Origin of the sequence: Vibrio frigidus, assembly GCF_042465995.1 — a bacterium.
In the GTDB taxonomy this organism is placed as follows: Bacteria; Pseudomonadota; Gammaproteobacteria; order Enterobacterales; family Vibrionaceae; genus Vibrio.
Genome location: NZ_JBCDMC010000010.1, coordinates 80,983 through 105,596, shown reverse-complemented (window position 1 = coordinate 105,596; position 24,614 = coordinate 80,983). Strand labels below are relative to the sequence as shown.

26 protein-coding genes are annotated in these 24,614 nt (G+C 39.8%); 7 read left to right on the top strand and 19 right to left on the bottom strand.

Annotated features, from left to right (window positions below; all coding sequences use genetic code 11):
* Positions 1-5: 5 nt before the first annotated feature.
* Together ubiE and rmuC are read right to left on the bottom strand one after the other, a co-directional pair.
* Positions 6-788 carry a bifunctional demethylmenaquinone methyltransferase/2-methoxy-6-polyprenyl-1,4-benzoquinol methylase UbiE gene (gene ubiE / locus AACW90_RS17410; RefSeq protein ID WP_390236947.1) on the bottom strand — a complete coding sequence of 261 codons (783 nt, stop codon included), beginning with the start codon at positions 786-788 and terminating at the stop codon, positions 6-8.
* A gap of 168 nt (positions 789-956) precedes the next feature.
* Positions 957-2,483: a DNA recombination protein RmuC gene (rmuC, locus tag AACW90_RS17405; RefSeq protein WP_390236945.1), complete on the bottom strand. Its 1,527-nt coding sequence runs from the start codon at positions 2,481-2,483 to the stop codon at positions 957-959.
* Positions 2,484-2,737: 254 nt separating this feature from the next.
* Here rmuC and AACW90_RS17400 point away from each other — a divergent pair, with 254 nt between their 5' ends.
* Positions 2,738-3,616 carry a DMT family transporter gene (locus AACW90_RS17400; RefSeq protein ID WP_390237068.1) on the top strand — a complete coding sequence of 293 codons (879 nt, stop codon included), beginning with the start codon at positions 2,738-2,740 and terminating at the stop codon, positions 3,614-3,616.
* Positions 3,617-3,763: 147 nt separating this feature from the next.
* Here AACW90_RS17400 and AACW90_RS17395 read toward each other — a convergent pair whose 3' ends face one another.
* Entirely contained in the window at positions 3,764-4,591 is an 828-nt protein-coding gene (locus tag AACW90_RS17395) for an HDOD domain-containing protein (protein ID WP_390236943.1), read from the bottom strand.
* 247 nt (positions 4,592-4,838) lie between these two features.
* Here AACW90_RS17395 and AACW90_RS17390 point away from each other — a divergent pair, with 247 nt between their 5' ends.
* The gene (locus tag AACW90_RS17390) at positions 4,839-4,991 is read left to right on the top strand and encodes a hypothetical protein (RefSeq protein WP_390236941.1); all 153 of its coding nucleotides are present in this window, start codon (positions 4,839-4,841) and stop codon (positions 4,989-4,991) included.
* Between the two features lie 61 nt (positions 4,992-5,052).
* On the opposite strand, the gene AACW90_RS17385 is transcribed toward AACW90_RS17390, so the two are convergent.
* The 13 genes from AACW90_RS17385 to yiaK all read right to left on the bottom strand — a co-directional run bounded on the left by AACW90_RS17385 (position 5,053) and on the right by yiaK (position 16,524).
* Positions 5,053-6,252 carry an MFS transporter gene (locus AACW90_RS17385; protein WP_390236939.1) on the bottom strand — a complete coding sequence of 400 codons (1,200 nt, stop codon included), beginning with the start codon at positions 6,250-6,252 and terminating at the stop codon, positions 5,053-5,055.
* Positions 6,253-6,329: 77 nt separating this feature from the next.
* Complete coding sequence (locus AACW90_RS17380; RefSeq protein ID WP_347998661.1) at positions 6,330-6,653, bottom strand: hypothetical protein; 324 nt, start codon at positions 6,651-6,653, stop codon at positions 6,330-6,332.
* A gap of 176 nt (positions 6,654-6,829) precedes the next feature.
* The gene (locus tag AACW90_RS17375) at positions 6,830-7,699 is read right to left on the bottom strand and encodes an L-ribulose-5-phosphate 3-epimerase (RefSeq protein ID WP_390236936.1); all 870 of its coding nucleotides are present in this window, start codon (positions 7,697-7,699) and stop codon (positions 6,830-6,832) included.
* 9 nt (positions 7,700-7,708) lie between these two features.
* Positions 7,709-8,467: an IclR family transcriptional regulator gene (locus AACW90_RS17370; RefSeq protein ID WP_390236934.1), complete on the bottom strand. Its 759-nt coding sequence runs from the start codon at positions 8,465-8,467 to the stop codon at positions 7,709-7,711.
* Positions 8,468-8,472: 5 nt separating this feature from the next.
* Positions 8,473-9,117: a 3-keto-L-gulonate-6-phosphate decarboxylase UlaD gene (locus tag AACW90_RS17365; protein WP_390236932.1), complete on the bottom strand. Its 645-nt coding sequence runs from the start codon at positions 9,115-9,117 to the stop codon at positions 8,473-8,475.
* On the bottom strand, positions 9,110-10,603 hold the full coding sequence (locus AACW90_RS17360) for an FGGY-family carbohydrate kinase (protein WP_390236930.1): 1,494 nt from the start codon (positions 10,601-10,603) through the stop codon (positions 9,110-9,112). The genes AACW90_RS17365 and AACW90_RS17360 overlap by 8 nt, the downstream gene beginning before the upstream one ends.
* A complete protein-coding gene (locus tag AACW90_RS17355; protein ID WP_390236928.1) occupies positions 10,600-11,091 on the bottom strand; it encodes a NanQ anomerase/TabA/YiaL family protein in 492 nt (163 codons plus the stop codon). Before AACW90_RS17355 ends, AACW90_RS17360 begins: the two co-directional genes overlap by 4 nt.
* A 9-nt stretch (positions 11,092-11,100) precedes the next feature.
* On the bottom strand, positions 11,101-11,916 hold the full coding sequence (locus tag AACW90_RS17350; RefSeq protein WP_390236926.1) for a Cof-type HAD-IIB family hydrolase: 816 nt from the start codon (positions 11,914-11,916) through the stop codon (positions 11,101-11,103).
* Between the two features lie 11 nt (positions 11,917-11,927).
* Positions 11,928-12,620, bottom strand: a complete 693-nt coding sequence (locus AACW90_RS17345; protein WP_390236924.1) for an L-ribulose-5-phosphate 4-epimerase — start codon at positions 12,618-12,620, stop codon at positions 11,928-11,930.
* Positions 12,621-12,725: 105 nt separating this feature from the next.
* Positions 12,726-13,700, bottom strand: coding sequence for a TRAP transporter substrate-binding protein (locus AACW90_RS17340; protein WP_390236922.1), 975 nt, complete (start codon positions 13,698-13,700; stop codon positions 12,726-12,728).
* 18 nt (positions 13,701-13,718) lie between these two features.
* Positions 13,719-14,999 carry a TRAP transporter large permease subunit gene (locus AACW90_RS17335; protein ID WP_195704810.1) on the bottom strand — a complete coding sequence of 427 codons (1,281 nt, stop codon included), beginning with the start codon at positions 14,997-14,999 and terminating at the stop codon, positions 13,719-13,721.
* Positions 14,999-15,499: a TRAP transporter small permease gene (locus AACW90_RS17330; protein WP_390236919.1), complete on the bottom strand. Its 501-nt coding sequence runs from the start codon at positions 15,497-15,499 to the stop codon at positions 14,999-15,001. Before AACW90_RS17330 ends, AACW90_RS17335 begins: the two co-directional genes overlap by 1 nt.
* A 23-nt stretch (positions 15,500-15,522) precedes the next feature.
* Entirely contained in the window at positions 15,523-16,524 is a 1,002-nt protein-coding gene (gene yiaK, locus AACW90_RS17325) for a 3-dehydro-L-gulonate 2-dehydrogenase (RefSeq protein ID WP_390236917.1), read from the bottom strand.
* Between the two features lie 436 nt (positions 16,525-16,960).
* On the opposite strand from yiaK, the gene AACW90_RS17320 reads away from it, so the two are divergent.
* Together AACW90_RS17320 and AACW90_RS17315 are read left to right on the top strand one after the other, a co-directional pair.
* On the top strand, positions 16,961-17,557 hold the full coding sequence (locus AACW90_RS17320) for an HAD-IA family hydrolase (protein WP_390236915.1): 597 nt from the start codon (positions 16,961-16,963) through the stop codon (positions 17,555-17,557).
* 30 nt (positions 17,558-17,587) lie between these two features.
* Positions 17,588-18,052 (top strand): NanQ anomerase/TabA/YiaL family protein, encoded by a 465-nt coding sequence (locus AACW90_RS17315; protein ID WP_390236913.1) that lies wholly within the window; start codon positions 17,588-17,590, stop codon positions 18,050-18,052.
* A 95-nt stretch (positions 18,053-18,147) separates the two neighbouring features.
* On the opposite strand, the gene AACW90_RS17310 is transcribed toward AACW90_RS17315, so the two are convergent.
* Positions 18,148-18,657, bottom strand: a complete 510-nt coding sequence (locus AACW90_RS17310; protein ID WP_390236912.1) for a YgjV family protein — start codon at positions 18,655-18,657, stop codon at positions 18,148-18,150.
* Positions 18,658-18,795: 138 nt separating this feature from the next.
* Here AACW90_RS17310 and AACW90_RS17305 point away from each other — a divergent pair, with 138 nt between their 5' ends.
* Positions 18,796-19,698, top strand: coding sequence for a LysR family transcriptional regulator (locus tag AACW90_RS17305; protein ID WP_390236911.1), 903 nt, complete (start codon positions 18,796-18,798; stop codon positions 19,696-19,698).
* 59 nt (positions 19,699-19,757) lie between these two features.
* Here the strand turns inward: AACW90_RS17305 and AACW90_RS17300 are convergent, their stop codons facing one another.
* Positions 19,758-21,017 carry an adenylosuccinate synthase gene (locus AACW90_RS17300; RefSeq protein WP_390236909.1) on the bottom strand — a complete coding sequence of 420 codons (1,260 nt, stop codon included), beginning with the start codon at positions 21,015-21,017 and terminating at the stop codon, positions 19,758-19,760.
* A 132-nt stretch (positions 21,018-21,149) separates the two neighbouring features.
* On the opposite strand from AACW90_RS17300, the gene AACW90_RS17295 reads away from it, so the two are divergent.
* Entirely contained in the window at positions 21,150-22,058 is a 909-nt protein-coding gene (locus AACW90_RS17295) for a LysR family transcriptional regulator (RefSeq protein WP_390236907.1), read from the top strand.
* Between the two features lie 184 nt (positions 22,059-22,242).
* On the top strand, positions 22,243-23,412 hold the full coding sequence (locus AACW90_RS17290) for a TniQ family protein (RefSeq protein ID WP_390236905.1): 1,170 nt from the start codon (positions 22,243-22,245) through the stop codon (positions 23,410-23,412).
* A 452-nt stretch (positions 23,413-23,864) separates the two neighbouring features.
* Here AACW90_RS17290 and AACW90_RS17285 read toward each other — a convergent pair whose 3' ends face one another.
* Positions 23,865-24,212, bottom strand: coding sequence for an Xre family toxin-antitoxin system antitoxin (locus AACW90_RS17285; RefSeq protein WP_390236903.1), 348 nt, complete (start codon positions 24,210-24,212; stop codon positions 23,865-23,867).
* Between the last annotated feature and the right edge of the window lie 402 nt (positions 24,213-24,614).

Below are 24,614 nucleotides of genomic sequence, written 5' to 3'. Positions count from 1 at the left end.
CAACTTCAGAATTTGTAGCCGCGATGCAAAGCAACAATACCGCCCGTTAGATTGTAATAGCTGGTTTGCTCGAAACCAGCATCATCCAACATATCTTTGAGTGTTTCTTGATCTGGATGCATACGAATAGACTCAGCCAGATATCGATAGCTTTCTGAATCATTCGCTATCAACTGTCCCAGTTTAGGTAACAAATGGAATGAGTAAGTATCATAAATCTTAGATAATGGTTTTAATACTGGCTTAGAGAACTCAAGCACGAGTAATCGTCCACCCGGCTTAAGTACACGAAACATCGAACGCAATGCTTTATCTTTGTCTGTTACGTTTCTCAAACAAAAGCTAATTGTAATGCAATCAAAATAGTCATCAGGAAAAGGCAGATCTTCGGCGTTTGCTTGTACATAATGCACATTACCAACAACACCAACATCACGTAGTTTGTCACGGCCTACATTCAACATTGAGTTATTTATGTCCGCAAGAATGACATGACCTTGTTCACCAACAATGCGAGAAAATTTTGCCGTCAGATCACCGGTACCACCACCAAGGTCTAGAATTTTTTGACCAGGTCTTGCTCCACTACAATCAATAGTAAAACGCTTCCAGACACGGTGAACACCGCCTGACATTAAATCGTTCATAATGTCGTATTTCGTTGCTACAGAGTGGAATACTTCCGCTACTTTGGCGACTTTATCATCTTTGGCTATCGTTTTAAAACCAAAGTGTGTCGTCTCATCTGATGGTATCGCTGAGTTTTCATTTAGGCTTATATCGGTCATTGTGTTCCTCTTCTGCAATACCTTAACAACAGCTTTGTTGCTTTAAAATATTCAATACATTCAGTCTTAATTAGAAATACATCCGTACATTAAGTCAATTCTAACTCCGCAAATAAGCAATATGAATACGGTGTGTGTTTTTCACAAACTAGTAGGAATTGCGGACCGTCAGTTTACTTTATCCTCTGCCTGATGTCTTTCTTTTGACGACGCTTCCGTTAGGCAATTTTGTTCTAACTCAATAATACTTGTTGGTATTGAGCGCTTAACTTCCACACCTAACTCTTTGAAGCTTTCTGCCTGCCGGATTACATTTCCTCGACCCGTAGCCAGTTTATTCATTGCACCTTGGTAATTCTGATTCGCTTTGTCTAATGACTGCCCTACCGATTCCATATCGGTAACGAAAAGTCTTAACTTGTCATAAAGTTTACTTGCTCTATCCGCGATCACTTTTGCATTTTGATTCTGCCTTTCATTACGCCAAAGGTTATCTATCGTTCTTAACGCCACCAACAAGGTTGTGGGACTGACTAAAATGATATTATTTTCCATCGCATCTTTTACTAGGCTTGGGTCAGCCTCAATCGCGACCTGAAAAGCAGGTTCTACCGGAATAAACATTAATACATAATCGAGGCTCTGTATGCCTTTTAGGTGCTGGTAGTCTTTAAGACTTAAGCCTTTGATATGTGCACGTAACGCGAATAAGTGATCGCTTATCGCCTGTTGTTTATCTGCATCTGATTCAGCGTTAAAATACCTTTCATAGGCAACCAAGGCCATTTTTGAGTCAACAATTACCTGCTTTTCATGAGGAAGGTACACAATTACATCCGGTTGATAGCGCTTACCCGCGTCATCTTGAAGACTAACTTGTGTTTGATATTCATGTCCTTCTCGCAAACCAGATTCAGCTAACACTCGAGCCAAAACCACCTCACCCCAATTACCTTGCTGCTTATTGTCACCTTTCAAGGCCTGGGTTAAATTGACGGCTTCTTTCGTCATTTTCTCATTGAGTTTTTGTAAGCTTTTAATTTCATGAACAAGCGTGTGCCGCTCTTTGGCTTCCATACCATAGCTGTCTGTTACCTGCTTTTTAAAGCCTTCTAACTGTTCTTTCAACGGTGTGAGTAGCCCTTCAAGACTTTGTTTATTTTGTTGATCAACTTTCGCCGTCTTGGCATCAAAAAGGTTATTAGCGAGCTGTTCAAACTCCTGCTTTAGACGCTGCTCTGCCTTCTCCAATAGTTCGACCTTTTCATGAACGGCCTTACTTTCTTCTTGATGCCTTGCTTGTTGCTCTCTTAATTCCGCTTTTCTTTGTGATATCTCTTCTCTGGCAAGTTCAAGTAGTTGAGAAAACCTCAAACGTTCTTTTTTTACCGAATCAAAGTAGCGTAAATTCTCCATAGCAGCCATTAACTGACCATGAGTTTGTGTTAATTCATGCGCCGCTTTATCTCTGGCAATATCCAATTGCTCTAATTCTGTTTGAGCTCGTTGAATGCTCATCTCAAGTTGCTCATTTTTAGATCTAAGCAGGTTTTGTTCGGCTTCCGCTTGTTGTTTTAGCAACTGGATCTGAAATTGATACTTCTGTTTTATCCACCAACCGACAATAAATGCCGAAAAAATACCACTAGAGAGAATAGTAATAACGAGTTCTTGATTTTCTATAATCCACTGCATAATGTCAGTCTTAATCCTTTGAATGCTGGACAAATGGTAAGTGTGTACTGGATAAATGTCCAGTCATTCGGTACAGGTTAAATTTATTGATTCTTGAACCTAAAAACCGTTGGAATATTGGGCATTTCATTTGTTGAATCTAGGAAAGGTTTGTTGGCGTTAAATTTCGTGGTTTGAAAAATAATTACGCAAAGATTCAAAATTCAAGAAATGCTACTATCCAAGTCCATTTGAACAAAACAAAAATCTACATGATAAATGAACGTCGCGCTTTAGGATTTGGTATTGCTGCTGTCATGCTTTGGTCAACAGTTGCCACCGCTTTTAAAATAACCTTGCAAGAATTTACACCTATTCAAATGTTGACTGTGGCGAGCTTTGTTTCTGCGGTAACCTTATTCTCACTCTGTTATTTCCAAGGAAAAGTGAATCAGATATTCACTACCTTCTTCTCCAATCCACTCTATTTCGTCATCCTTGGGCTCATCAATCCATTGGCTTATTACTTAATTCTCTTTAAAGCCTATGAGTTACTGCCAGCCTCACAAGCGCAGCCATTAAACTACAGTTGGGCGATTACATTAACGTTGATGGCTGCTGTTTTTCTCGGTCAAAAAATAAAAAAACAAGATTGGTTGGCGTGCGCGCTTGGTTACTTCGGTGTTGTGATTATTGCCACAAAGGGAGATTTACTGGCACTTGATTTTGATAGCCCGCTCGGTGTTGGCTTGGCATTATTATCAACGCTACTTTGGTCCGGCTACTGGATTCTCAATGCTAAAAACAAAGCCGACCCGGTCATTGGCGTCTTTTTAGGCTTTGTTGTTGCCTTGCCTTTTGCTGTCGCTCTTTGTTTTTATGAACAGTCTTCATGGGATATGAGTATAAAAGGATGGCTAGCCGTTACTTATGTCGGACTATTTGAAATGGGAATTACCTTTGTTCTCTGGATCTCTGCACTAAAATCCACCGAAAATACGGCGAGAATCAGTAATCTAATTTTTATCTCTCCGTTTATTTCGTTACTCTTACTTGCCTATATCATCGGCGAAGAAATACATCTATCAACCTTGGTGGGGCTCGTGATGATCGTCATCGGATTACTTGTGCAACAATTAAAGAGTAAGCATTAATTTTACACTCTGACATTTAGCTATCATATATAACACCCTGTTGCCAATGACAAAAGAGAGTGATTAGAACGGAGTGTTGAGAGGAGAGTATATGAACCGAATCACACCTCTCCATTTAAAATGGCTTTTCATTCTTCGACTATAAATCTATGCAAACATCTTATAAGCTAGCTCAAAGCCTTTACCACGGACACCATCAATCGTCGGAATAACGTCTTTGTCCAATTTCAATGCAATAGCGCTCGGGTGAGATGAGATAAAGGTCAGCTTATCATCTTCTTTAATCAGTGAGTCCCAAACATTGTGAAGATCACTAGCTAAACGAATCGTATAAGCGAGTGTTGGTGATAGCTTTGCTTTTTCAGGATTAGGCAAAAAGAAAATAGCCTCGACCATTTGAGGCGGAAAGTTCCAAGCGTGAGCAAGTCTAGCCCCTAAGTAAGGCACGGTTGTATTCAACAACTCCTCTTGAACCCGATATGGGTCTTCTCCCTTCGCGATCCGATCGACCATTATTTGGGCTTCATCAGGCAGATTCGCATGAATCATTAACTCACCGATATTATGCAGAGTTCCCGTCGTAAAAACCTCGTTTTTATCCAATCCCGCAATAACACCAATCTTGCTGGCTATCATGGATATCTCAAAATTTTTCGACCAATAATCTTTCAAGCTGATGGTTTTAATCACAGGGAAAGCCATTGATAAAACAGAAGAACGAACAAGGGTGCGAACGTTGTCTTCACCAAGCCTCACGATGGCTTCATTAAGCGATGAGATCTCTCTTCGCCCGCCAAATTGTGCAGAATTAGCCATCCTCAACATGCTTGTACTGAGAAGTTGGTCCATAGACAATTTGATTGCAAGCTCATCAAAATCGAATTCGTCCTGATTGACGATATTAAGCGCATCTTGCAAAACTTGCTTAATTCTAGGTAATGCTTCGACCTTTGATAATCGCTCTTCTATTCCCATGAATTTATATCCTATGTTCAATTCCTACACTAAATATAAGATAGATCGAATTTTGGAGCTAGAGTTTCAATACCGTATAGAGAGCTGTATACAAAGAAAATACATAACCTTACAAATATTTCACTCATACGAATAAATTTGATTTGGTACTTAATCACCTTTGCACCTGTAATTACACCATTAACTTGACCGCAATCACACTTTCAATCATAATGTGATTCAAATCACATTTTATCGGAAAATATACATGAATACGACAATCTTAACCAACCATACAATGACAACAACAAGCGCTCTTAACCGCCTAATATCATCGGCAGCAAATGAAGTATTGTTCTTTACCAAATTGTCCATTGTGTTGACGGTAACTACCTTATTATTAGCGTCAGTTTGGGTCTAATCATTTACGGTTTAAAGCAATCGAAAACGGATTATTGTAAATAATCACCCCGATCACATCATTATGTCTGATTCTTTAGGTTTTCTCTAAACAACCCAATCATAATCACATAGCTTATTGCGGGTATCCAATAACTGGTACTCAAACCATACTTATCTATGCCAATGGCCTGTATCAAAGGCAAAATAGCACCACCCATTGTGCACATAATAAGTATCGCCGCACCCTGAGAATTATAACTTCCTGACGCACGAAGTGCTTGTGCATATATAATGGGATAAAGAACGGAATTAAACAGACCCACCATTATCATCAAATACCCCACAAATACACTTGTTACCTGTGTCGCAATCAAACAAACCACAATCGCCAGTAGACACATAATAGTGAATAGACGAAAGCTATGAGCTCGATGTCCGTATTTTGCAAAAACAAATCGTCCAAAAAACATCCATGCCCAATAAAGCGCAATAAACTGCGTCGCTCGCACTAACCCTAACCCACCAAATTGTTCGTCTGCTAAATAAGTAATCGTAAAAGTGCCAAAACACACCTCCATCCCAACATATAGCAGAAGTACGGCCGCTATTTTCAGAAAACGTGGTCGCTTTAATAAAATGAATAACCCACTAAAAAATCCAACCCTAGCACTCGGTTTAATATCGGGTAACTCAATCGTTCTAAAACAGATCATCAATCCTAAAAAATAGACAGCGATAACTAAAAACAGTATGGAAATTTGTTGCCCAGTATTCACAACCCCTAAGGTACTTGCAATGAGAATAATTGAGCTCAACACAACCGGACCTAGAACGGTTCCAATGGAGTTGGATGCTGTTGCAATACTTTGCCTACGCATGCTTTGATCCGGTGTCGAAAGCAACGATACGTAGGGAGAGCTCACCACTTGGATAGACGATATTCCAGATGCCATAAGTAAAATACCGAGCAACGTCAACGTCAACGTTTCTGTTTGGACAAAATAGGCCATCGCTAAGCAGCCGAAAAAGCACCAATATAGGCAATACTTTAGCGTTCTTTTATAGCCTATTTTTTCCATCAAAAATGAAATAGGTAATGAAGTCACTATCCGTGTAATAAAAAATGACATGAGAAAAAGCATTACCGTCTGATAATCCAGATTAAACAATTGTTTATAATGAGGAATCAAAGAATTACTGGCTACAGTAATAAAGCCCCATATAAAAAAGACAGATGATAATAGCGTTAGGGCTGAATCTCGATTTTTGAACCTAATCAATCTAGAACCTCACATTCAGGTCAAAAAAAAGCAGAAGGCACTTCACATGCTTCTGCTTTTTGGTGTTAAATCTTTGCTTAATCACGAATAAAGTTAATGTGATGCACTTTGATATCGTATTTTTCAATAATAACTTTGGTTGCATGCATGCTGGCTAACCTTGCATCAGAATTCAATGCAGATTCCATTACCGATTGATCTTCATAGCTGTGTTGCATCATCATCAATAAGTTTTTCTGACTTTCTGCTTCTATCATTTCAGGCTTATTAACCACAACACCTTGGTTATTAGGAAATGTCCGAATAATTGGCACCACTTCTTTTTCCATGTATTGATAAAAATCTTGTTTTTGTGCTTCAGTTAATTCCGCTTCAAAAAATGCCGTTCTTACAATGGTCATGTTATGACTCTCTTAAGGTTGCGTTTCAAATTGATTACAGGCTACATTAAAGTGCTTCATACCCGTCGTACCAGCGTTGCATCGTTGTTAGCGACGATAGCGACATTATTTGCCTAGACTCGCTCATTTGTCACCTCACTACAACGCCAATGACTTAGGGTATGTCTTGCTGTAATTTAGAGCTCGAAGCCAACACTATTCGCAATAGTCTGGATTTTATTCTTCGCTTCTTTAATCTCATCTAACCAGTTGTCGTTTTGAGCCCACATCTCGATCACAAGCGGAGCACTGTAGTCAATATCCACCAACGTTTTAAATATCGAATGAAAATCAACCTGTCCTTCACCTATGACAAGGTCTCTAAACTGACCCTTACATGTCTCTGATACACGCAACGTGTCTTTCAAATGGATTTGTACAATATGATCTCGACTCAACTTCAGCTCAGTACACACATCATAATTCCAACCAGTAATGTTGCCCACATCAGGATAAGCCATGAAATAAGGTGATGGAATTTCACGCTTCAATACTTCAAATTTGCTCAAAGAATTTAGATAGGGTGTATCCATAATCTCTACACCCAACATAATGCCTGCACGTTCGGCCATTTTTGCTGCTTGTTTCATACCATCAACAAATCGAGCGTGTGTCTTTTCAGACTGAGGCTCATAATAGACATCATAACCCGCCATTTGAATACAACGGATGCCGAGTTTATAAGACAGCGAAATTGCCTTTTGCATGATAACCAAAGACTTTTCTCTAACTTCTTCGTCCATTGAGCCGAATGGGAATTTTCGATGAGCACTCAAACACATAGATTGCAAAGGCATACCATGTTTCTCACACAAACGACGCAGGTCATAGATTTCATCGTCTGACCAATCCAATCGAGCTTGACGTTCATCTGTCTCATCTACAGAAATTTCTACAAAATCGAAGCCCGCGTTTTTCGCATGCTGCAATCTTTCTTCCCAGGTCAATGACGTTGGCATCGCTTTTTCATAGATGCCTAATCTAAATTTGTTTTTGGAATCAAACATTCTCTATCCTTAAAAGAGTTGCTGCTCAATACGCTTAGTGATGCTCTGAATTTTTTCTGCCAACAATTCATATCCAACTTGCTTCATTTTTGGCGTTAAAGAAGAGACACTAACCGCGTATACCGGAGCCTTATTTTTATCAAAGACAGGAACCGCTACACATGAAATTCCTGCTTCATTTTCTTCATCATCTAATGCATATCCACGTTCTCTGATTTCGTCTAGAACGTCTAAGAAATGCTTTTTATCTAAAATTGTATTTTCTGTCAGTGGCTTCATCGTGCTGACGTTTCTCTGCCAGTACGCTTCTCTAGCAAGATCAGAGCAGAATGCTAAATAGCACTTGCCCGCTGCTGAACAATACATTGGTGAATGTAATCCAACATAAGTACGGGTTCGAAACGAAGCATCAGCAGGCTCAAATTTATCCTTGAAGATAATATTGTCAGAATCAAACGACAAGAAATTAACCGTCTCATTAACATCGTCCAACAATTCACCTAAGTAAGGTTTTACTGCGCCAGTCACATCCGAATTTATTGCAGTATGCCCTAAATGGACAAGCTTCATCGTTAATCGATATTCTTTACCCGAGTTCAACTGAGCCACATACCCAGACGCTTCAAATGTCGCCAAAATTCGATGGGTAGACGATTTATTAAAACCTGTTCCTTCTGAGATTTTTTGTAATGAAATACCGTTTGGGAAACCACCCAAAAATTCTAAAACCGTTAGTGCCTTGGATAAGGATTTAATTTGTTCACTCATATTTTTTACCAGTGTTTTTCAATTTCATTATGAAAATACTCTGCTATTTTTTTCCCGTTTTCACCCGCTAGAGCTCTACCAGCTATAAATGACTTGGCGGACAAATCTTTAAATAAATGCAGATCTTCTGGCACAATACCACCAGTGATAGAGAGTTCAATGCCTATATCAGACAATTCTTGCATCTTATTCAGATCTTCATTGGTCCAATTCACTCCTGCGAGTTCAGCATCTCGTGAGCGATGATAGATGGCCTGCGTTATGCCCATAGCAACCCAACTTTTGGCGTCTTCCATGGTCCAGTGACCATAGAGTTCAATCTGAACTTCACCATTAAATTCATCGGTTACTTTTTTTGCCGCGCGGATAGTTTCAATATGCGCTGCGGCACTAACCGTAACCCAATTAGCACCCGCTTCCATTGCTAGTCGTGACAATATCGCGCTTGCATCGGTTATCTTCATATCACAGACGATAATATGATTAGGGTATTTCTCTCTTATAATTCGAACGCTATCTACACCATGAGCAAAGGCTAAAATGGTTCCGATTTCAATCACATCCAGCTTATCCGCCACCAACTCTACAGAGGCAAGTGCTGTTTCAATGTCAGTGGCATCAAGTGCCATCTGCAATAATGGTTTAGACATTCATCTCTTCCTCAAATTGCTTAAATAGTTGAACCAAGCGCTGATAATTTTTGTATTTATTTTGATAACTCTCGTAGTTCTCTTTATTAGGATAAACACGAGAAGATGCGACCGCTAACGTTTGCCCACACTCATCCACAGAATCAAACTCACCAGCACCTACCATGGCAACCATTGCCGCACCAAGTGAACCTGTTTCATCTACATCTGATATCTCTACTGTCATTCCGGTTAGGTCCGCTAACATTTGCATCCAAACAGGACTTGATGCTGGTCCACCGGTTACTTTCAATATTTCCGCTTTTGGAAAGCGTATTCGCATGCGCTCTAAATGAATGTTATGGCAGAATAATATTCCTTCCCAAATAGCTTGTATCAGGTGGCCTTTGGTATGGTGGGACTGCAAACCATAGAAACCAGATTTAAGCCCTAACCCTTGATTTGACCCATATAAAAATGGGACAAAGTAAATACTGCTATCAGCCGGTTGTAACCCTTCTACCAGAGATTGATTCTCGACATGATTTAGTTGACCATCTTCGCCTAAATAATCGGCAAACCATTCATAGTTACCAGCAGAAGTTGGACTTGCTTCATGGATGATGTATTCACCATCTACTGCATAATGACCATAAACAAAATTGTGTTCTTCTTTGGTGACTTCTTTGGTAATCCCAGAGGTCACTGACCACGTACCCATGACATAGTTAAGCGTATCCACTGAAGAGTTAATACCGGAACAAATTGCCGTTGAAACCACGTCAAATAGCCCGCCAAACACTGCTGTACCTGCCGCTAAACCGGTTTCATCCGCTACTTTCTTGGTCACCATACCGGCTTGTTGTTGAGGATTAACAATGGGAGGAAGCGCTTCCCAAACTTCCTCAATACCGAATTTTTTGAGCAGATCCCTGTCGTAACAACCTTTGACAGAATTGAAAAAATTACTTTCTGACATATTGGTGATCTCAGCACCAATTTCGCCCGTAAGCCGGTAACGTAGGTAGTCATGCGCCATCATAATTGAACCAATGTTTGCATAACGCTCCGCGTCGTTTTCTTTAATCCAACGAATAATAGAGACAGGGTGTCCAGTCCATAATGTCTGCAATGTAATGGGGTAGGTTTCTTGAGCTAAACCTTGCTCCAACCATTGTTTAACGATAGGCAGAGAACGAGAATCCGATGACATAATGCCATAACCTAAATTGTCTCCAGACTTATCAAGTAAATACGCACCTTTCCCTTGCGCCGAAATACTAATACCTTTGATCAAACTTACGTCAACGTGAGTGCTTGCAAGAAGTTGCTTTATAACTGATACCGCGTTTTCCCATAGTGCATCAAGATCTCTCTCAACCCAGCCTTGTCGATCATTAATCACCTTGGCTGACACTCTTGCTAATCCATGTTGTACACCTTTAGCGTCAAATAATGCCGCTTTCATAAAGGTGCCGCCAGAGTCTATTCCTATATAAAAATTCATTCACAAGCTCCCAATAGATCATTATGGATTTTAACGACAAGTTTTCGAACGGGTTGCGAGTTCCCATCATGGATGTTGGTGATATGAACGATATTAGGAGTAAACAAATAGAAACAACCCGGTAATGCATCGATATAATTGAGTTTTATATTTTCAAATTGATAAAATTGGAGATCGCGGTCTTTATTATATTCTTCTGCATTGACATGATGACCAGTATCTAATGACCATGCCATCGTCTCAGAACCCTGCAATATAATCTGAAGGTCAGAGTGATACTTGTGGACCTCTGGCTTAAAACAAGAGATGGGTTCTTTTTCATACTCAAGAACCACAAACCACACTTGTTTAGGGTCATAGTTTGGCAATTCATGACGCCCTAATTCTAATGAAGATTGGTCAAGACTATTTAAATATTGAAGAATATCTTGCACCGCCAAAGGGTAAGTTTTGGTAAGTAAGTTTTTTTGTGTATTTCCAACTAACATAATTATTCTCTACAAAAATAGGCTTTCTAAAAGTGTTGATAATCCCAACTCATCATCATGGGACTTTTCAGTCACTAACGTCGCAGACGCTTTTACTGTTTGGTCGGCATTCTGCATCGCGATACCAAGCCCCACTAACTTTAGCATTGAGATATCGTTATGATTGTCTCCTACCGCTACGCACTCATCTAAAGACACGCCAAGCTGTTTCGCATAACCAGACAAAGCATTACCTTTGCTGTTACCAGCCGCGGAGAAATCAACTCGGTCAACCCAAGAGCGCTCTCCATTAAAATTCGTTTTTACAAATTCGATATTCGAGAAAACATCAATATCGCCTCCCTCGACAACAAATTTCCAAACGAAATCTGTTGCACCTAACTCATCGAAAAAATTATCTACTCGACGAATATTTGGTTGAGAACCTTCAGGGAAAGACTGTGCCCATTGCGATAATGTTTCCATATAAGCAATGGGCCTTTTATTCGAATACAACATCGCATCTCGTACATACATCACCATTTTCAAATCATGTTTATCTGATATTGAGATGAAGTCAGCTGCAATATTTTTGTTTATTGCGTTTTCACTAATTACGCTGTCAGTCGCGTAATCAAACATATAGGTACCATTACAACAAATTATCGGCGTACGCAGACCCAGCTCTCTATAATAAGGCTGAGCGGCAACATGATGTCGTCCAGTTACAATAATGACGGGGACTTTCTGAGAGATATTTTTGATTGTCTCGACTAATACAGGACTGATTTTGTGTTGCGAGTTGAGTACTGTCCCGTCGAGATCCAATGCCAATAATTTGTGCATATTTCTACACCTTATTTCTGACCATAATACGAATTTTTTCCGTGCTTACGGTTATAGTGCTTATCCAATAATTCAGGATTAATTTTTATATCCGCATTCAGTGCACGAGTAGCGGTTGCCATTGCTGCCACTTCTTCCATTACCACAGCATTATGCACCGCATCAAAACCATCTTTCCCCCATGTAAATGGAGCATGGCCTGCGATTATCGCACCTGGCATCGCTTTTGAATCGATGTTGCGCTTCTGAAATTCTTCTATTATCACCAAACCAGTATTTTTTTCATAATCAACATGGATTTCTTCACTCGTAAGTTGACGAGTACAAGGAACGTCACCGTAAAAGTAGTCTGCGTGAGTCGTACCTAATGCGGGTATATCCAAACCTGCTTGCGCCCAAACTGTCGCATTGCGCGAATGGGTGTGTACAATTCCACCAATGGACGTAAATGCTTTATACAACTCAATATGAGTTGCCGTATCACTCGATGGATTAAGTTTTCCTTCAACACGATGACCATCTAAATCAACAATTACAATGTCGTCAACCGTCATGACATCATATTCAACACCAGATGGCTTAATGGCAATAACACCCTTGTCTCTATCAATTTCAGATACATTACCCCAAGTGAAAGTAACAAGGCCATATTTGGGCAGTTGAAGGTTTGCCGCTAATACACGCTCTTTTAATTGTTGGTACATAATATTTTTACCGAATTTTTTAGTGAAATGGAGGTGTTAATAAAGGTTAGGAAGAGACATATTGCCTCGCTTTTCAGCCAAGCAACATGTCAATTTAGCGACAGCTTATTTTGCTGCTGCTGCTATTTTCTTAACCATTTCATCACCGTTTACTTCAATGAATGCTTTCCATACAGGCGCGATAGCCTTTTGGAATGCAGCACCATCTACATCACGGTTAACTTCCATACCGCCAGCTTCTAGCTCAGCAATCATCTTGTCTTCTTTCTCGATGCTAAGCTCACGTTGCATCGCAACTGCTTCTGCAGCTACATCAGTAATAATGCTTTGCTCATCAGCACTTAACTTATCGAATTTTTTAAGATTCATAGTAAGAACAAGAGGTGAGTAAGCATGCTGAGTTAAGCTCAAGTACTTTTGTACTTCGTAGAACTTAAATGACAAAGTCACGCCAATTGGGTGGTCTTGAGAATCAACAACACCCGTTTCCAATGCTGTATAAAGTTCAGCAATAGGAAGTTGTAACGGGTTAGCACCTAACTCTTTAAACATATCATTCAGTGCTTTTGAACCATTGACTCGCATTTGCAGGCCTTCAACATCTGCAGGAACGCGGATTGGCTTGTCGTTGTTCGTCATGTTGCGGTAACCGTTTTCTGGGTAACCAAGTCCTTTCAGGCCAAATTTCTCCATTTTTTGTAGAATTTCTTGTCCTGGAGCACCATCAAGTACTTTGTAAGCCGTTTCACGATTTGGGAACATAAAAGGTAAAGTAAAAGCGGATGATTCTGGTAGTAGCCCAGAATAGTTATTAAGCCCAACCATCGCGATATCTAGGATGCCAGAACGTGAACCGTCAATCATCTGCTTGTCATTGCCAAGCTGACCCTGTGGGTAGATGTTGATTTTAATTTCGCCATTTGAACGAGCTTCAACTTCTTTCTTAAAGAACAAAGACATGTCTTGTTGAAGATCTGATTCAGGAGCCGCGTGCACTAACTTTAATGTTGTTTGTGCCATAGCTGTTGAGCTAAATGCGACCGCCGATGCAATTCCTACGACTTTAAATAATGACTTCATTTTTCTCTCCTTAGAGGGTTAACCAATGACAAAAGACATTGGCACAGTAATAATGCTTGGGAATATTACAAACAGTGTTAAAAGCATCATATATGCAGCAATAAACGGTAAAACACCTTTTACTGCTGTAGACATAGGTACACGAGCAACGCCGCATACCACGTTAAGAACAGTGCCTACTGGAGGCGTAATTAGCCCAATCGAACAGTTAATAACAAACATCAGACCGAAATACGTTGGGTCAATACCTGCCATTTTGACAATCGGCATTAACAGCGGGACTAAGATTAAGATTGTTGGACTCAAATCCATAACCATACCAACACATAACACCAATAACATGATAACGGCCATCAACAAGCGTGGACTGTCAACCAGTGGCCCTAACATCTCGGCTAATTGCTGAGGAAGCTGAGCAACCGTAATCAACCATGCTGCCACCATTGCACAACCAACGAGGAACATAACCATCGCGGTAGAGCGGCCAGCATTCAATAAGATTTTGTAGAAACTTTTTAATGTAAGTTCACGATAAATAAACGTAGATATAACGATAGCGTATACCGCCGCAACAACCGCAGCTTCCGTCGGCGTAAAGATGCCAAGACGAATACCGAAAATGATGATAACGGGTAAAAACAATGCCCAAATGCCATCTTTAAGCGCAGCACGTTTCTCAGCCTTCGTTGCACGTTCTGAGACTTCCAAATTCTCTTTACGAACGGTCATTCTCCATACGAACATCAACGTCATGCCCATTAGCAAGCCAGGAACAATACCGCCAAGGAACAAGTTTTTGATAGAGATGCCACCCGCTACACCAACCAAAATCAATGGAATTGAAGGTGGAATAACCGGAGCGATAATACCGCCGGATGCCAGCAGACCCATTGACGATGCTTCTGGGTATTTAGCCGCCTTCATCATTGGATAAAGAATACTAACTAACGCCGCGGCATCTGCAACGGCAGACCCAGACAAACCCGCCAAGAGTACTGATGTCAAAATGGCAACATATCCAAGGCCGCCTTGACGGTGCCCAACATAGGTTGTGGCTAAGCGAACGATACGGGTAGACAGTCCACCAGATGACATCACCTCACCAGCAATCAGGAAGAATGGAATGGCCAAGAGCGTAAAGCTGTCCACACCATTGATTAAAGATTGCGCAAGAATATCAGCACTAAAGAAATCCATATGCAGCATCAAAGCCATTGAAGACAACAGCAGCGCAAATGCCACAGGTAGCCCTAATAGGATTGAAATAATTAATACCGATAAGAATATCGCGAGAGTCATTACTGTTTCTCCATGTCTACGTTATCTAGTAGCCAATTTGGGTTAATAATACGAACCACCGCAATCACTCCCATCAATAGCCCCGACACAACACCAGCCATATAAAACAATGATGAAGGAAGACCCGTTAATGGTGAAATATCAGACCAGTTCGACATCATTTGTCGATAAGAACCGATGTAGAGCATGCCGACCGATACGGTAATAATTACCCAACATATACGTCTTAAAAATGGAACGGCTCTAGGAAGTAATTTTTCAGAAAACTCAGCAACAGCTAAGTGATCCCCTCGACGCAGTACAACTGCAGCACCAAGCATTACCACCCAAACCAAACCTAATCGAGAGAGTTCGACAGAAGGACGCAGACCAGAAGAAAATCCATAGCGTAATACCACATTAACAAAGACAAGTACGACCATGAATGCCAAAATGACAGCCATCAAGATATCGATGCTTTTCCAGAGCCACATAAATACTTTTAGCATATTATTTTGCATAAAGTTCTCCTACTTTACTTAAATTACAATGACGTAATTTGATTCCAAATCTCATCATGTATTTCTATGCCACCCGCTTGTTCATGCTTATCAATGAAACTTTGAATCTCAGAACCAGCAATCATTACTGAACCCGTTTCTGCAGGCTCAGAAGCTAAGACATAATCTCTAATACGTTTCATTTCTTGAGCATATCGTCCTTTGTCCATGGTTCTACTCAGGTCGATAGCGATCAAAAATTGAGAAACACCAAATTCTCCGCCCATATCTTCCGTCAATGCAGGAACCGAGTTACCGCCCGTAATCGCCGTCAACATCATATCCAGTACGATTGCCATAGACGATCCTTTCCAGAACCCCATTGGTAGCAAACGCTTATTTTCCCACAAAACATGAGGGTCAGTTGTCAATTCACCATTGTCGTCAAAACCGCCAACTACAGGTAACTGCTTGTCTGCTAATACATAATTTTGTAGCTGACCATACGAATACTGACTCATTGAGCAATCCACAAGAACAGGTGGGTCACCAGCGATAGCCATAATTAATGGGTTTGAACCTACACGGTGGTCTTTACCACCCCATGCTGGCATTACTGCAATTGAGTTGGTCGAAGCAATGCCTGCAAAACCTTCACGAGCCATTTTTAGAACATAAGCACCGCCACGCATCCAGTGGTTAGAATTACGCATTCCGACCATACCAATACCGAACTCACGTGCAAGCTCCATTGCTCTTTCTGAACAAATAAGGCCGTTTAAAACACCCGGTCCAAAATTACAGTCCCACTGCTCTAAAGCGCCCATGCTGTTCACACACTCAGGTACTTCATTTAATTTAATTTGGCCTTTATCTACCTGATCTATAAACACAGGAAAACGGTTAATACCGTGAGAGTAAGTACCTTCGTTTGCCATCTCGACAAAACCTGCAGCAAGCTTCGTTGCCATTTCAGGCTTCATATCGCGAGCTAATAAAATTCTTTCATATTCTTCTTGAAGCTTTTCAGTTGTTACCAATGGCATAATTTTTTACTCCGATGAATTCCGTAATGCGGAATATATAATGGTTCAGATTCCGAATTTTGTCACTATTGTCATTGGAATTTTATGACGAATGACACACTGTAAAACCTAAGTTACTGATTTTTAAACAAACAGCCAAAAAAGCCAAAAAATGGGATCTAAGTTCGATATTTAAATGTAAGGTTAAGTTGATTTGATGATTATTAGACGAGGATCACTGAATAATTCATTTGTTAATAGATTGTAAATTCATTTTCTTGCCAGTATATTCACGATCATCGTTTGGCTAAAAATACTTAAATGAGAGTGCATATTTAACGAGATTCGATAGGTAGATAGAAAAAAGAAATGCTTTCTTTTCAGAAATATTAGGTGGCAAAATGACGCATAAAAAATGTACACTTCCCGCTATCGCACACGTATTAAAATTATTTATATGAATTTAGACAAATATAAATGCATTATCTTTGACTTAGATGGAACCTTAATTAACTCGATGATAGCGCACGCTGCTGCTTGGGAAAAAACGTGTACAACGTTTGATATCCCTTATGAGAAAGAGTGGTTAAATCAACTCGGGGGGATGCCAACGAGAAAAGTAACGATTGAAATTATTAATCGTTACAATTTGGAACTAAACGCAGATTTGATCACTCAGGATAAAATTTCCAACTTCGAATCTATTGCGTTTAAAGGCGATACTATTCCCGGAATTTATCAAATACTAAAAGATAATTACCTCACGAAAAAAATTGGAATAGGCACAGGTGCACAACGCAAACATGCCCAAGAAATATTGGATACGACGGATATTCTAACCATGGTAGAAGTATTAGTTACCTCTGATGAAGTGGTTAACCACAAGCCCTCTCCTGACACTTTTCTCTCCGTCGCTCAACAACTCAACACACCTGCAAATCAGTGTGTTGTCTTTGAAGATACAAAGATAGGCAAACAAGCTGCGATTGCCGCAGGGATGGACTGTTATTTAGTTAATAATGGCAAGATTCTAGAATTTTGCCCAGCTACATAATTAATATTTATCTTATATAAAAGGTTTACTATGCACTGCTCTGACATACACTCATTAGACAACAATAGCCTCATTCATCAATTTATTTCTCGTGCATTAAAGCTCGAACTATCAAGCTTAGAACTCGGTGTGACCAAAATCGATGAGGACCGTTTTTTTGTTGTTAAGGTACAAGATAACGATAGGGCACTAGAAGATTCACAGATCGAAATACATCGATCATATATTGATGTACATTTAGTTCTCGCAGGACAAGAAACGCTTACCTATGCAATAAAGCCAGCTACGAGTGCTTTTATGGACGGGAAAAAGTTTGACAATGACGTGGAATTTGTCGAAAGCGTAAATAACGAACAATCTGTAACACTTAATGAGGGGGAGTTTGTCGTTTTTTATCCAGGAGAATGGCACCGCCCAATGGTGTCTAAGTCAGGGGGACTACCTATAAACAAAGTCGTGATCAAAATAGATTCGTCTTTGTATAATAGCAAATAGTAACCCTAAAATTAGAGCGAAGACCCGCTTATAGATTGGTGCTTTTTCGCTTTAAATACATAGATATATCCGTTCGGAAATAATAAATACTACCTCTAAGACGATGCCTGTAATTCGCGACTACGATACAACCTGATAATAGTAATGCACAATACCATCGCATTAAAAATATCATTCAATAACCCACCATATGAACCAACAATAAATGCATTTATCATCCACAAAAGGGTGCAGAACAAGAATGCAATCCTCATTCGCATTCCTTCTGCGCAAAACAATGCATAACAACTGAGTGAGGAAGCGACGGCGGGGAGAATGTCCCGAGGTTCTGTGTAGAAATAAACACTCATAGAGATTTGAATCACAAGGAATATAAAAAACAGTTTTACTCCTTTAAACTTCAAGGACACGAACGCTCGTATAGAGTTCACAAACAGATTTAGCCCTGCAACAAATGCCCCCATCAAGGTGTAATGCACAGAAAAAGTAAGACATGACAAGCATATTAACGCTCGCATTCGATTATCGCTTACCGTTGATACCGCGAAGAGGTTGATACCAAATGCTAAAAAGCCGAGTGCTTGGATACTGTATTCATTCAACATATAGAGAAATCCATCCGTCATTTCGTAAAAGTGAGATCAAGAAGGTAAGTCCAGAGAACCATAGTCCACAAGATAAGTATAAAAATGATCATTCATTACGTATAATGATAAAAATTCCCCTTTTAAGTCCTTAGAAGAATGGATGTAGATCAACTTCACGCTTTTTGTCAGCTAGCTCACGATAGAAACTACCGTGTCGCATCAGAACACCTTTGTGTTACGCAATCTGCGCTAACAAAAAAAATTAAGAGATTGGAAAAACAATTAAAAGTTGTACTGTTCGAGCGAGGCCGGCACGGTGCAGAACTAACACAAATTGGGCAAATATTGTTGCCTGAAGCTTGGCGAATGATTAGAACTTTCGAATCATTTCAAACGCTATCTAATTTCGTCGCGGAAGGAACTTATGGGCATTTAGACATCGCTTTTGGTATTTCCACTTACCATGAAGCGCCAAGATATATTGCCATGTTTAAACAACTGTGCCCTGATGTGCATGTAACGCTCAACGATATGCCCTCACACAACCAAATCGATGAATTATTGTCAGGTAATATACAACTTGGCTTTGATAGACTTCCTATAGAATCGTCGCTGGCTTCATTCCCTTTATTTTCTGATCAATTAGCTATTGCAGTAAATTGTAGTGACATTATTGACGAACAAAATTTATGGTCTTCGCTCCAACAATTGAATTATCTGGGCCTAAGCCGCAGCAAAAATCCGACAATAAACAGACAAATTGACACGTACTTTCTTGAGGTACAACAAAAGCCACATCTAGTGCAAGAAACCGATCATATTCTTACCCTGCTTGCTCTGGTTTCAGCCCGCCTCGGATACGCTGTTGTTCCAGCAAGTGCTGCACGTATTAGTCAGGCACAAATCCGATTTATTCCTTTATCAGGGTTAAATGTGAAATGGGATGTAGGGCTATTGTGGGACATCGAAAGACCAAATCCTATTAGGGACAAGTTCATCCAAGAAGTTAAAAACAATACAAGTACATTGGTATTAAGCGGAGTAGACATTAGAGAATAAAAAGCCAAGCATGAACGCTTGGCTTTTTTTGACTTTTTAGTTCGCGATATAATCGTAGATTAAGCGCGAATAATCATTTGTTCACGCTCTGGCCCTACTGATACCATATTAACAGGCACCTCCATGAGTTCCTCTATGCGAGTAACGTAATCTTGCGCAGCTTGAGGTAAACTTTCAAAAGTACGACAACCGGTAATATCTTCACTCCATCCGGCCATATTCTCATATACAGGTGTTAAAGCCGCAGTTTGTGGCCATATTGGGTTCTCGGTATGTTCACCAGCATAAGCAACACATATTTTGAGATCCTTCATACCTGAAAGGCAATCAATTTTGGTTAATGCCACTTCTGTCGCAGCTTGTAGTTCAACACCGTTGCGGGTTGCCACAGCATCAAAATAGCCCATATCACGTGGACGACCCGTCACGGCTCCGTACTCATTAGCGCTTTCGCGGAAGTTGTCTTGTTCATCCATCGCCGTGACTAAAGTGCCCGTTCCCACGGATGAACTAAAGGATTTAGCGACAGCAATAACGCGCTCAGGGTGAAGTGCAGGTAAACCACTGCCAATACCTGCGTAGGCTGCGGTTACATTAGATGACGTCGTCCAAGGATATTCGCCATAAACTAAATCGCGACCAGCTCCCAATTGAGCTTCAAACAGCAGATTCGCATCTTGCTTTTGAAGCGCTTTAAGTGGCAGAGTCACGTTACAAATAAACGGACGCCAAACCTTCGTTACTTCAAGCAACCACGTCGTCATTTCTGCTGCGGTTTGAGTGAAATCACAATTCGGATAGAGCGCTTTAAGCTGTGGCATTTTCCAGTCGAGCATAAATTGAATACGCTGCTCTAATACTTCAGGTTGATTTAACCAGCCAACCAATATGCCTTTTTTCATAACGCGATCACCATAAGCAGGCGCAATACCTTGCCGAGTTGAACCATAAGCCGCGTCGCCTAAACGTTGTTCTTCCAAGGTATCCTCAAGAGCATGCAAGGGTAAACATAATGTTGCACGATCAGAAATACAAAGTTTTACATCAACACCTTTTGCTTTTACTTCCGCAATTTCTTCACTAAGGGCGCTAGGGCTTATTACCATACCGGGACCAAGAACGGCAATACAATCAGGATTAAATATACCACTTGGTAATTGGTGTAGTTTAAACATACCGAAGTCATTTACTACAGTGTGACCCGCATTATTCCCACCTTGAAAACGAATGCTTGCAGAAGCATCAGAGGCTAAAAAATCGACGATTCGGCCCTTGCCTTCATCACCCCAATTGGCACCAACAACAACAACAGATGGCATAGTATTTCTCCTAATTGATTGAGAGACTATGCTATTCCTGTCGATACGATAAGAGAAATAAATTATAATTATTATCTTGATAAGAATTTCATATAACTTGCCATTAAGATCACGAAGGTTAGGGAAACGAAGATGCTGGATATCCATTGGTTAAAAACGTTTGTCACATTAGCTGAGTATAAACACTTTGGTAAGGCCGCAATTGCACTTCATATGACACAACCCAATGTCAGTTTGCACCTAAAGCAACTTGAACAAACTACCTGTGTGAAGCTGATTGAGAGAAGCCCATTTCGCCTGACTCAAGCTGGAATGCGATTGTTAGAGAGCAGCCAAAGAACCTTACTAGAATTACAGATCTGCCAAGCCGATCTTAATGCCCTTAATGAGTTCAACCGAGGTACATTAACCATTGCTGCCAGTGATATTATCTCTCGATTATTACTGATTGAACCATTTCAACTGTTTAAGGCTCAGTTCCCAGGCATTGACTTTACTGTATTTAATACCACGTCTTCGCAAGCCTCAGAATTAGTGAAAAATGCAGTCGCGGATATTGGTTTTGTGATTTCTCAAAAAGAAAGCCAACCATTGCATTTTACTGAGCTACAACAGATTAAATGGTGTGCTCTGGGTGATAGCTTTGAGCTTTGGATGCGAGATGAAAATCAGGAAGAGTCAAAGCAACAAGATATAAAACAACAGGAAGAACTAACCCTAATATTACTTGGTCATGATACACGTACTCGGGACTTAATTGACGAAGCGCTGCCTAAACTGAACCTTCCTAGTTATCGAGTGATGGAAGTAGGTAGTGTTGATGCGCAAATAGATTGGGCGGAGGCTGGATTTGGTGTGGCCATTATTCCAGAGTTTGCTATATCAACAAAGGAAAATCTGCTGTCTAAGGTGACGTCCTTACCAAATTTTCCCACCACCAGCCTTGGATATGTCGTGAGACAAAATCAAATATTATCTAAAGCGATTAAGCAGTTACTTCATTGGGTTAATGATGAAATCCTTAATTCACAACGAAGATAAATGAGTTTTATCGGTTGATTACCCGTATTCTTTATACATTCATAAAGAATACGGGTCGAAAGGTCGCCTTCGATGCATTTGTGTAAGTAAAATAAATTTTGCCAATATACTAAATTATTGTAAATTAAGTTTGCCAATAGCCTAATGACCAATGTGTCTCACTTGTTCAAAGACAAATTTAAATATGACTAGTCCTCTTCTCCCTCAACCTGACGAAACTATCCACAGCTTTATCTTTAGATTATGCGCTATCTATGGTGTAGAGCATCTATCCGACGTAATTAATAAAAAAGGTGAATGGGCTTCATCACTGCAACTCAATAAGAGTGTAAGACATTACTTTCTCAGCTTGCACGATCAACAGATCGTTGATCTAATGCAAAATTGTGGTTGGGCAAACAAAAAACTTGGACTATTTGATGACCCTACTAGTTACATGTCCATTATTGATAAATTAATCAATAAAAGGAAGGCTAATCATAAAAGAACATACAATCTACCTATAAAATACTGCATCCACTGTATAAAAGATTCTATTGTCAAAAATGGTTATGGCTACTTCAAAAGCGATTGGCAACTTGAGTATGGTAATTTTTGTAATGTTCACCGAGAAGCACTAATTTACATCTCCTGCCATACAAAATTTCAATCAATACAAGATCTAAAGCAAATATTTAAAGGTATTCTTCCTAAAGCTAGTTATTGTGAACTGTACTATAATCCTAAAAGTATCACTTGGGACGTTAAGCACCCTTACTATTCGAATATATCGTCACATTTGCTGCCGGACCAAAATGGTAATTTCTTACAGATCTCAAGTTGCTTAAAAAAGAACATAAAAAAGTGGTTAATTTCTGATAAGTATGACTTCCCAACCGCGGTCGCTCGAGCAGCTCATTATTCTTCTCCAACTTCAATGAAGCCAATCAACAGGAACCATGTTTTTAGGGATTATGTACTAATTAAAGTTATCATCGCATTGTTTGCAACTAGATTTGAGCCCTTTATGATGTTTTGGAGTGAGTTCGCAGTAAAACACCATGTTTATTGTGGGGTATTAAACAAAAAAGATATATTAGAAAATATATATATATACGAAAGTTCGAAAAACTGTCAACGTTGCTACGACTTCAGATGCCCTGCAAATCTATCCATAAAGTACTTCCACAATCATCGAACACTAGCTTCGCAATGCTTCAATGATTATCAAAAACTTGCTAAGCACCTCCAAAAACGCCATAACATTCATTACGCTTCAAGAAATGACATAAGAAAGCTAACTTTAGAAAATAAGATCAAAGTGCTATCGAAAGAATGCATAGATTGTTGTTCCAGCGACTTTGGGCTGCTGTGACTAGTACCGAACTAAATTGCAGCATTAGCGATGGAAAGAGCATAATGATGGTCGGTCATATGACCTTCTAAGTATCTTTTCACTTTTTAGAATTAATAGTCCCTATTTCATGCAAAATTTCTCAACTAATTGCCACTGTAGCGGTACGCTGGATTTGGCCGTAAAGATAGAGGTTTGCCATATTACCATTAATCATGATTATCTAAATTAGCGACCTCGCGGACACACAAATACCCAAAGGCGAGTTACGCCAGCCGATAGAATAACAAGGTCTGCCCTATTTAAACTCTGAGTAAAAGCTTAAACACTTTCTTTTGATATTCCCAGTAAACAATAAATCTTGATCTTAAAATGTAGGTTTTCGCCAACTAAAGTGAGCCAAATCATAACCATATTTGACCATTCCCAACTCATAACGGAACAATGCTGATTCGGAGTTCTAAACGCCTTCGTTATGAAATGACGCCATGCTTTATGCGCCCAATAAGATCTTTTAATACATCGAAATCTACAGTTGTCATTAACATCTCAAGTGGCTTTTTTCCACCTAACCCATATACTCTGGTTTGGATCCATTTGAGAGCCTTCTCTTCATCACCTATTAACTTTTCCGCCAATATTACCAATACAATAAGCCTATAAATTGCATCACTCTCTCTAGTGCTGAACCGCTCATTATTTTTTAGTCGCCTTCTAAGCGTACTAAGTCGTATACCCGTATACATTTGAAATTGCTTCTGAGTCAAGTTGGTTTTTAATATGAGGTTCCTATAAACAATAGGGTCAAACCCATAACGCACTTCTTCTATGCGTGAATTGTTGGTATCAGCTAAGCCAAAACCAGTCCATATGCTCTCATGAGGAAACAGAGTTGGTATAAATCGACGTAGTTTATTTTTTCTATACCACTAAAACCCATCAGAAAAGCCCCCTAAAAGAATAAAAAATTTCATTTAGTTTCCAAGATTAAAATGTTATCAATACTACACACTCTTTATCATATTACCGCCTTAATCATATTTATAAGCATATACAGTAGGTGTTGTATCCTCAATTTTCAACTGATGTCTGAATAGCCACCGATTTGATATACTCCTTATATACTCTTTTTAGCTAGACATTGGAGTGTTCAGAAACCATAAGCGACTCAATTCTATGTTAATAAATTGCATCAATTTCTTACATTACAATCTTGTCATTCT

Bases quoted from the DNA above. Each gene is read 5' to 3' on its own strand.
- ubiE (WP_390236947.1), bottom strand. From the start codon at position 788: ATGACCGATATAAGCCTAAATGAAAACTCAGCGATACCATCAGATGAG.
- rmuC (WP_390236945.1), bottom strand. From the start codon at position 2,483: ATGCAGTGGATTATAGAAAATCAAGAACTCGTTATTACTATTCTCTCT.
- AACW90_RS17395 (WP_390236943.1), bottom strand. From the start codon at position 4,591: ATGGGAATAGAAGAGCGATTATCAAAGGTCGAAGCATTACCTAGAATT.
- AACW90_RS17390 (WP_390236941.1), top strand. From the start codon at position 4,839: ATGAATACGACAATCTTAACCAACCATACAATGACAACAACAAGCGCT.
- AACW90_RS17380 (WP_347998661.1), bottom strand. From the start codon at position 6,653: ATGACCATTGTAAGAACGGCATTTTTTGAAGCGGAATTAACTGAAGCA.
- AACW90_RS17375 (WP_390236936.1), bottom strand. From the start codon at position 7,699: ATGTTTGATTCCAAAAACAAATTTAGATTAGGCATCTATGAAAAAGCG.
- AACW90_RS17370 (WP_390236934.1), bottom strand. From the start codon at position 8,467: ATGAGTGAACAAATTAAATCCTTATCCAAGGCACTAACGGTTTTAGAA.
- AACW90_RS17365 (WP_390236932.1), bottom strand. From the start codon at position 9,117: ATGTCTAAACCATTATTGCAGATGGCACTTGATGCCACTGACATTGAA.
- AACW90_RS17360 (WP_390236930.1), bottom strand. From the start codon at position 10,603: ATGAATTTTTATATAGGAATAGACTCTGGCGGCACCTTTATGAAAGCG.
- AACW90_RS17355 (WP_390236928.1), bottom strand. From the start codon at position 11,091: ATGTTAGTTGGAAATACACAAAAAAACTTACTTACCAAAACTTACCCT.
- AACW90_RS17350 (WP_390236926.1), bottom strand. From the start codon at position 11,916: ATGCACAAATTATTGGCATTGGATCTCGACGGGACAGTACTCAACTCG.
- AACW90_RS17345 (WP_390236924.1), bottom strand. From the start codon at position 12,620: ATGTACCAACAATTAAAAGAGCGTGTATTAGCGGCAAACCTTCAACTG.
- AACW90_RS17340 (WP_390236922.1), bottom strand. From the start codon at position 13,700: ATGAAGTCATTATTTAAAGTCGTAGGAATTGCATCGGCGGTCGCATTT.
- AACW90_RS17335 (WP_195704810.1), bottom strand. From the start codon at position 14,999: ATGACTCTCGCGATATTCTTATCGGTATTAATTATTTCAATCCTATTA.
- AACW90_RS17330 (WP_390236919.1), bottom strand. From the start codon at position 15,499: ATGCAAAATAATATGCTAAAAGTATTTATGTGGCTCTGGAAAAGCATC.
- yiaK (WP_390236917.1), bottom strand. From the start codon at position 16,524: ATGCCATTGGTAACAACTGAAAAGCTTCAAGAAGAATATGAAAGAATT.
- AACW90_RS17320 (WP_390236915.1), top strand. From the start codon at position 16,961: ATGAATTTAGACAAATATAAATGCATTATCTTTGACTTAGATGGAACC.
- AACW90_RS17315 (WP_390236913.1), top strand. From the start codon at position 17,588: ATGCACTGCTCTGACATACACTCATTAGACAACAATAGCCTCATTCAT.
- AACW90_RS17310 (WP_390236912.1), bottom strand. From the start codon at position 18,657: ATGTTGAATGAATACAGTATCCAAGCACTCGGCTTTTTAGCATTTGGT.
- AACW90_RS17305 (WP_390236911.1), top strand. From the start codon at position 18,796: ATGGATGTAGATCAACTTCACGCTTTTTGTCAGCTAGCTCACGATAGA.
- AACW90_RS17300 (WP_390236909.1), bottom strand. From the start codon at position 21,017: ATGCCATCTGTTGTTGTTGTTGGTGCCAATTGGGGTGATGAAGGCAAG.
- AACW90_RS17295 (WP_390236907.1), top strand. From the start codon at position 21,150: ATGCTGGATATCCATTGGTTAAAAACGTTTGTCACATTAGCTGAGTAT.
- AACW90_RS17290 (WP_390236905.1), top strand. From the start codon at position 22,243: ATGACTAGTCCTCTTCTCCCTCAACCTGACGAAACTATCCACAGCTTT.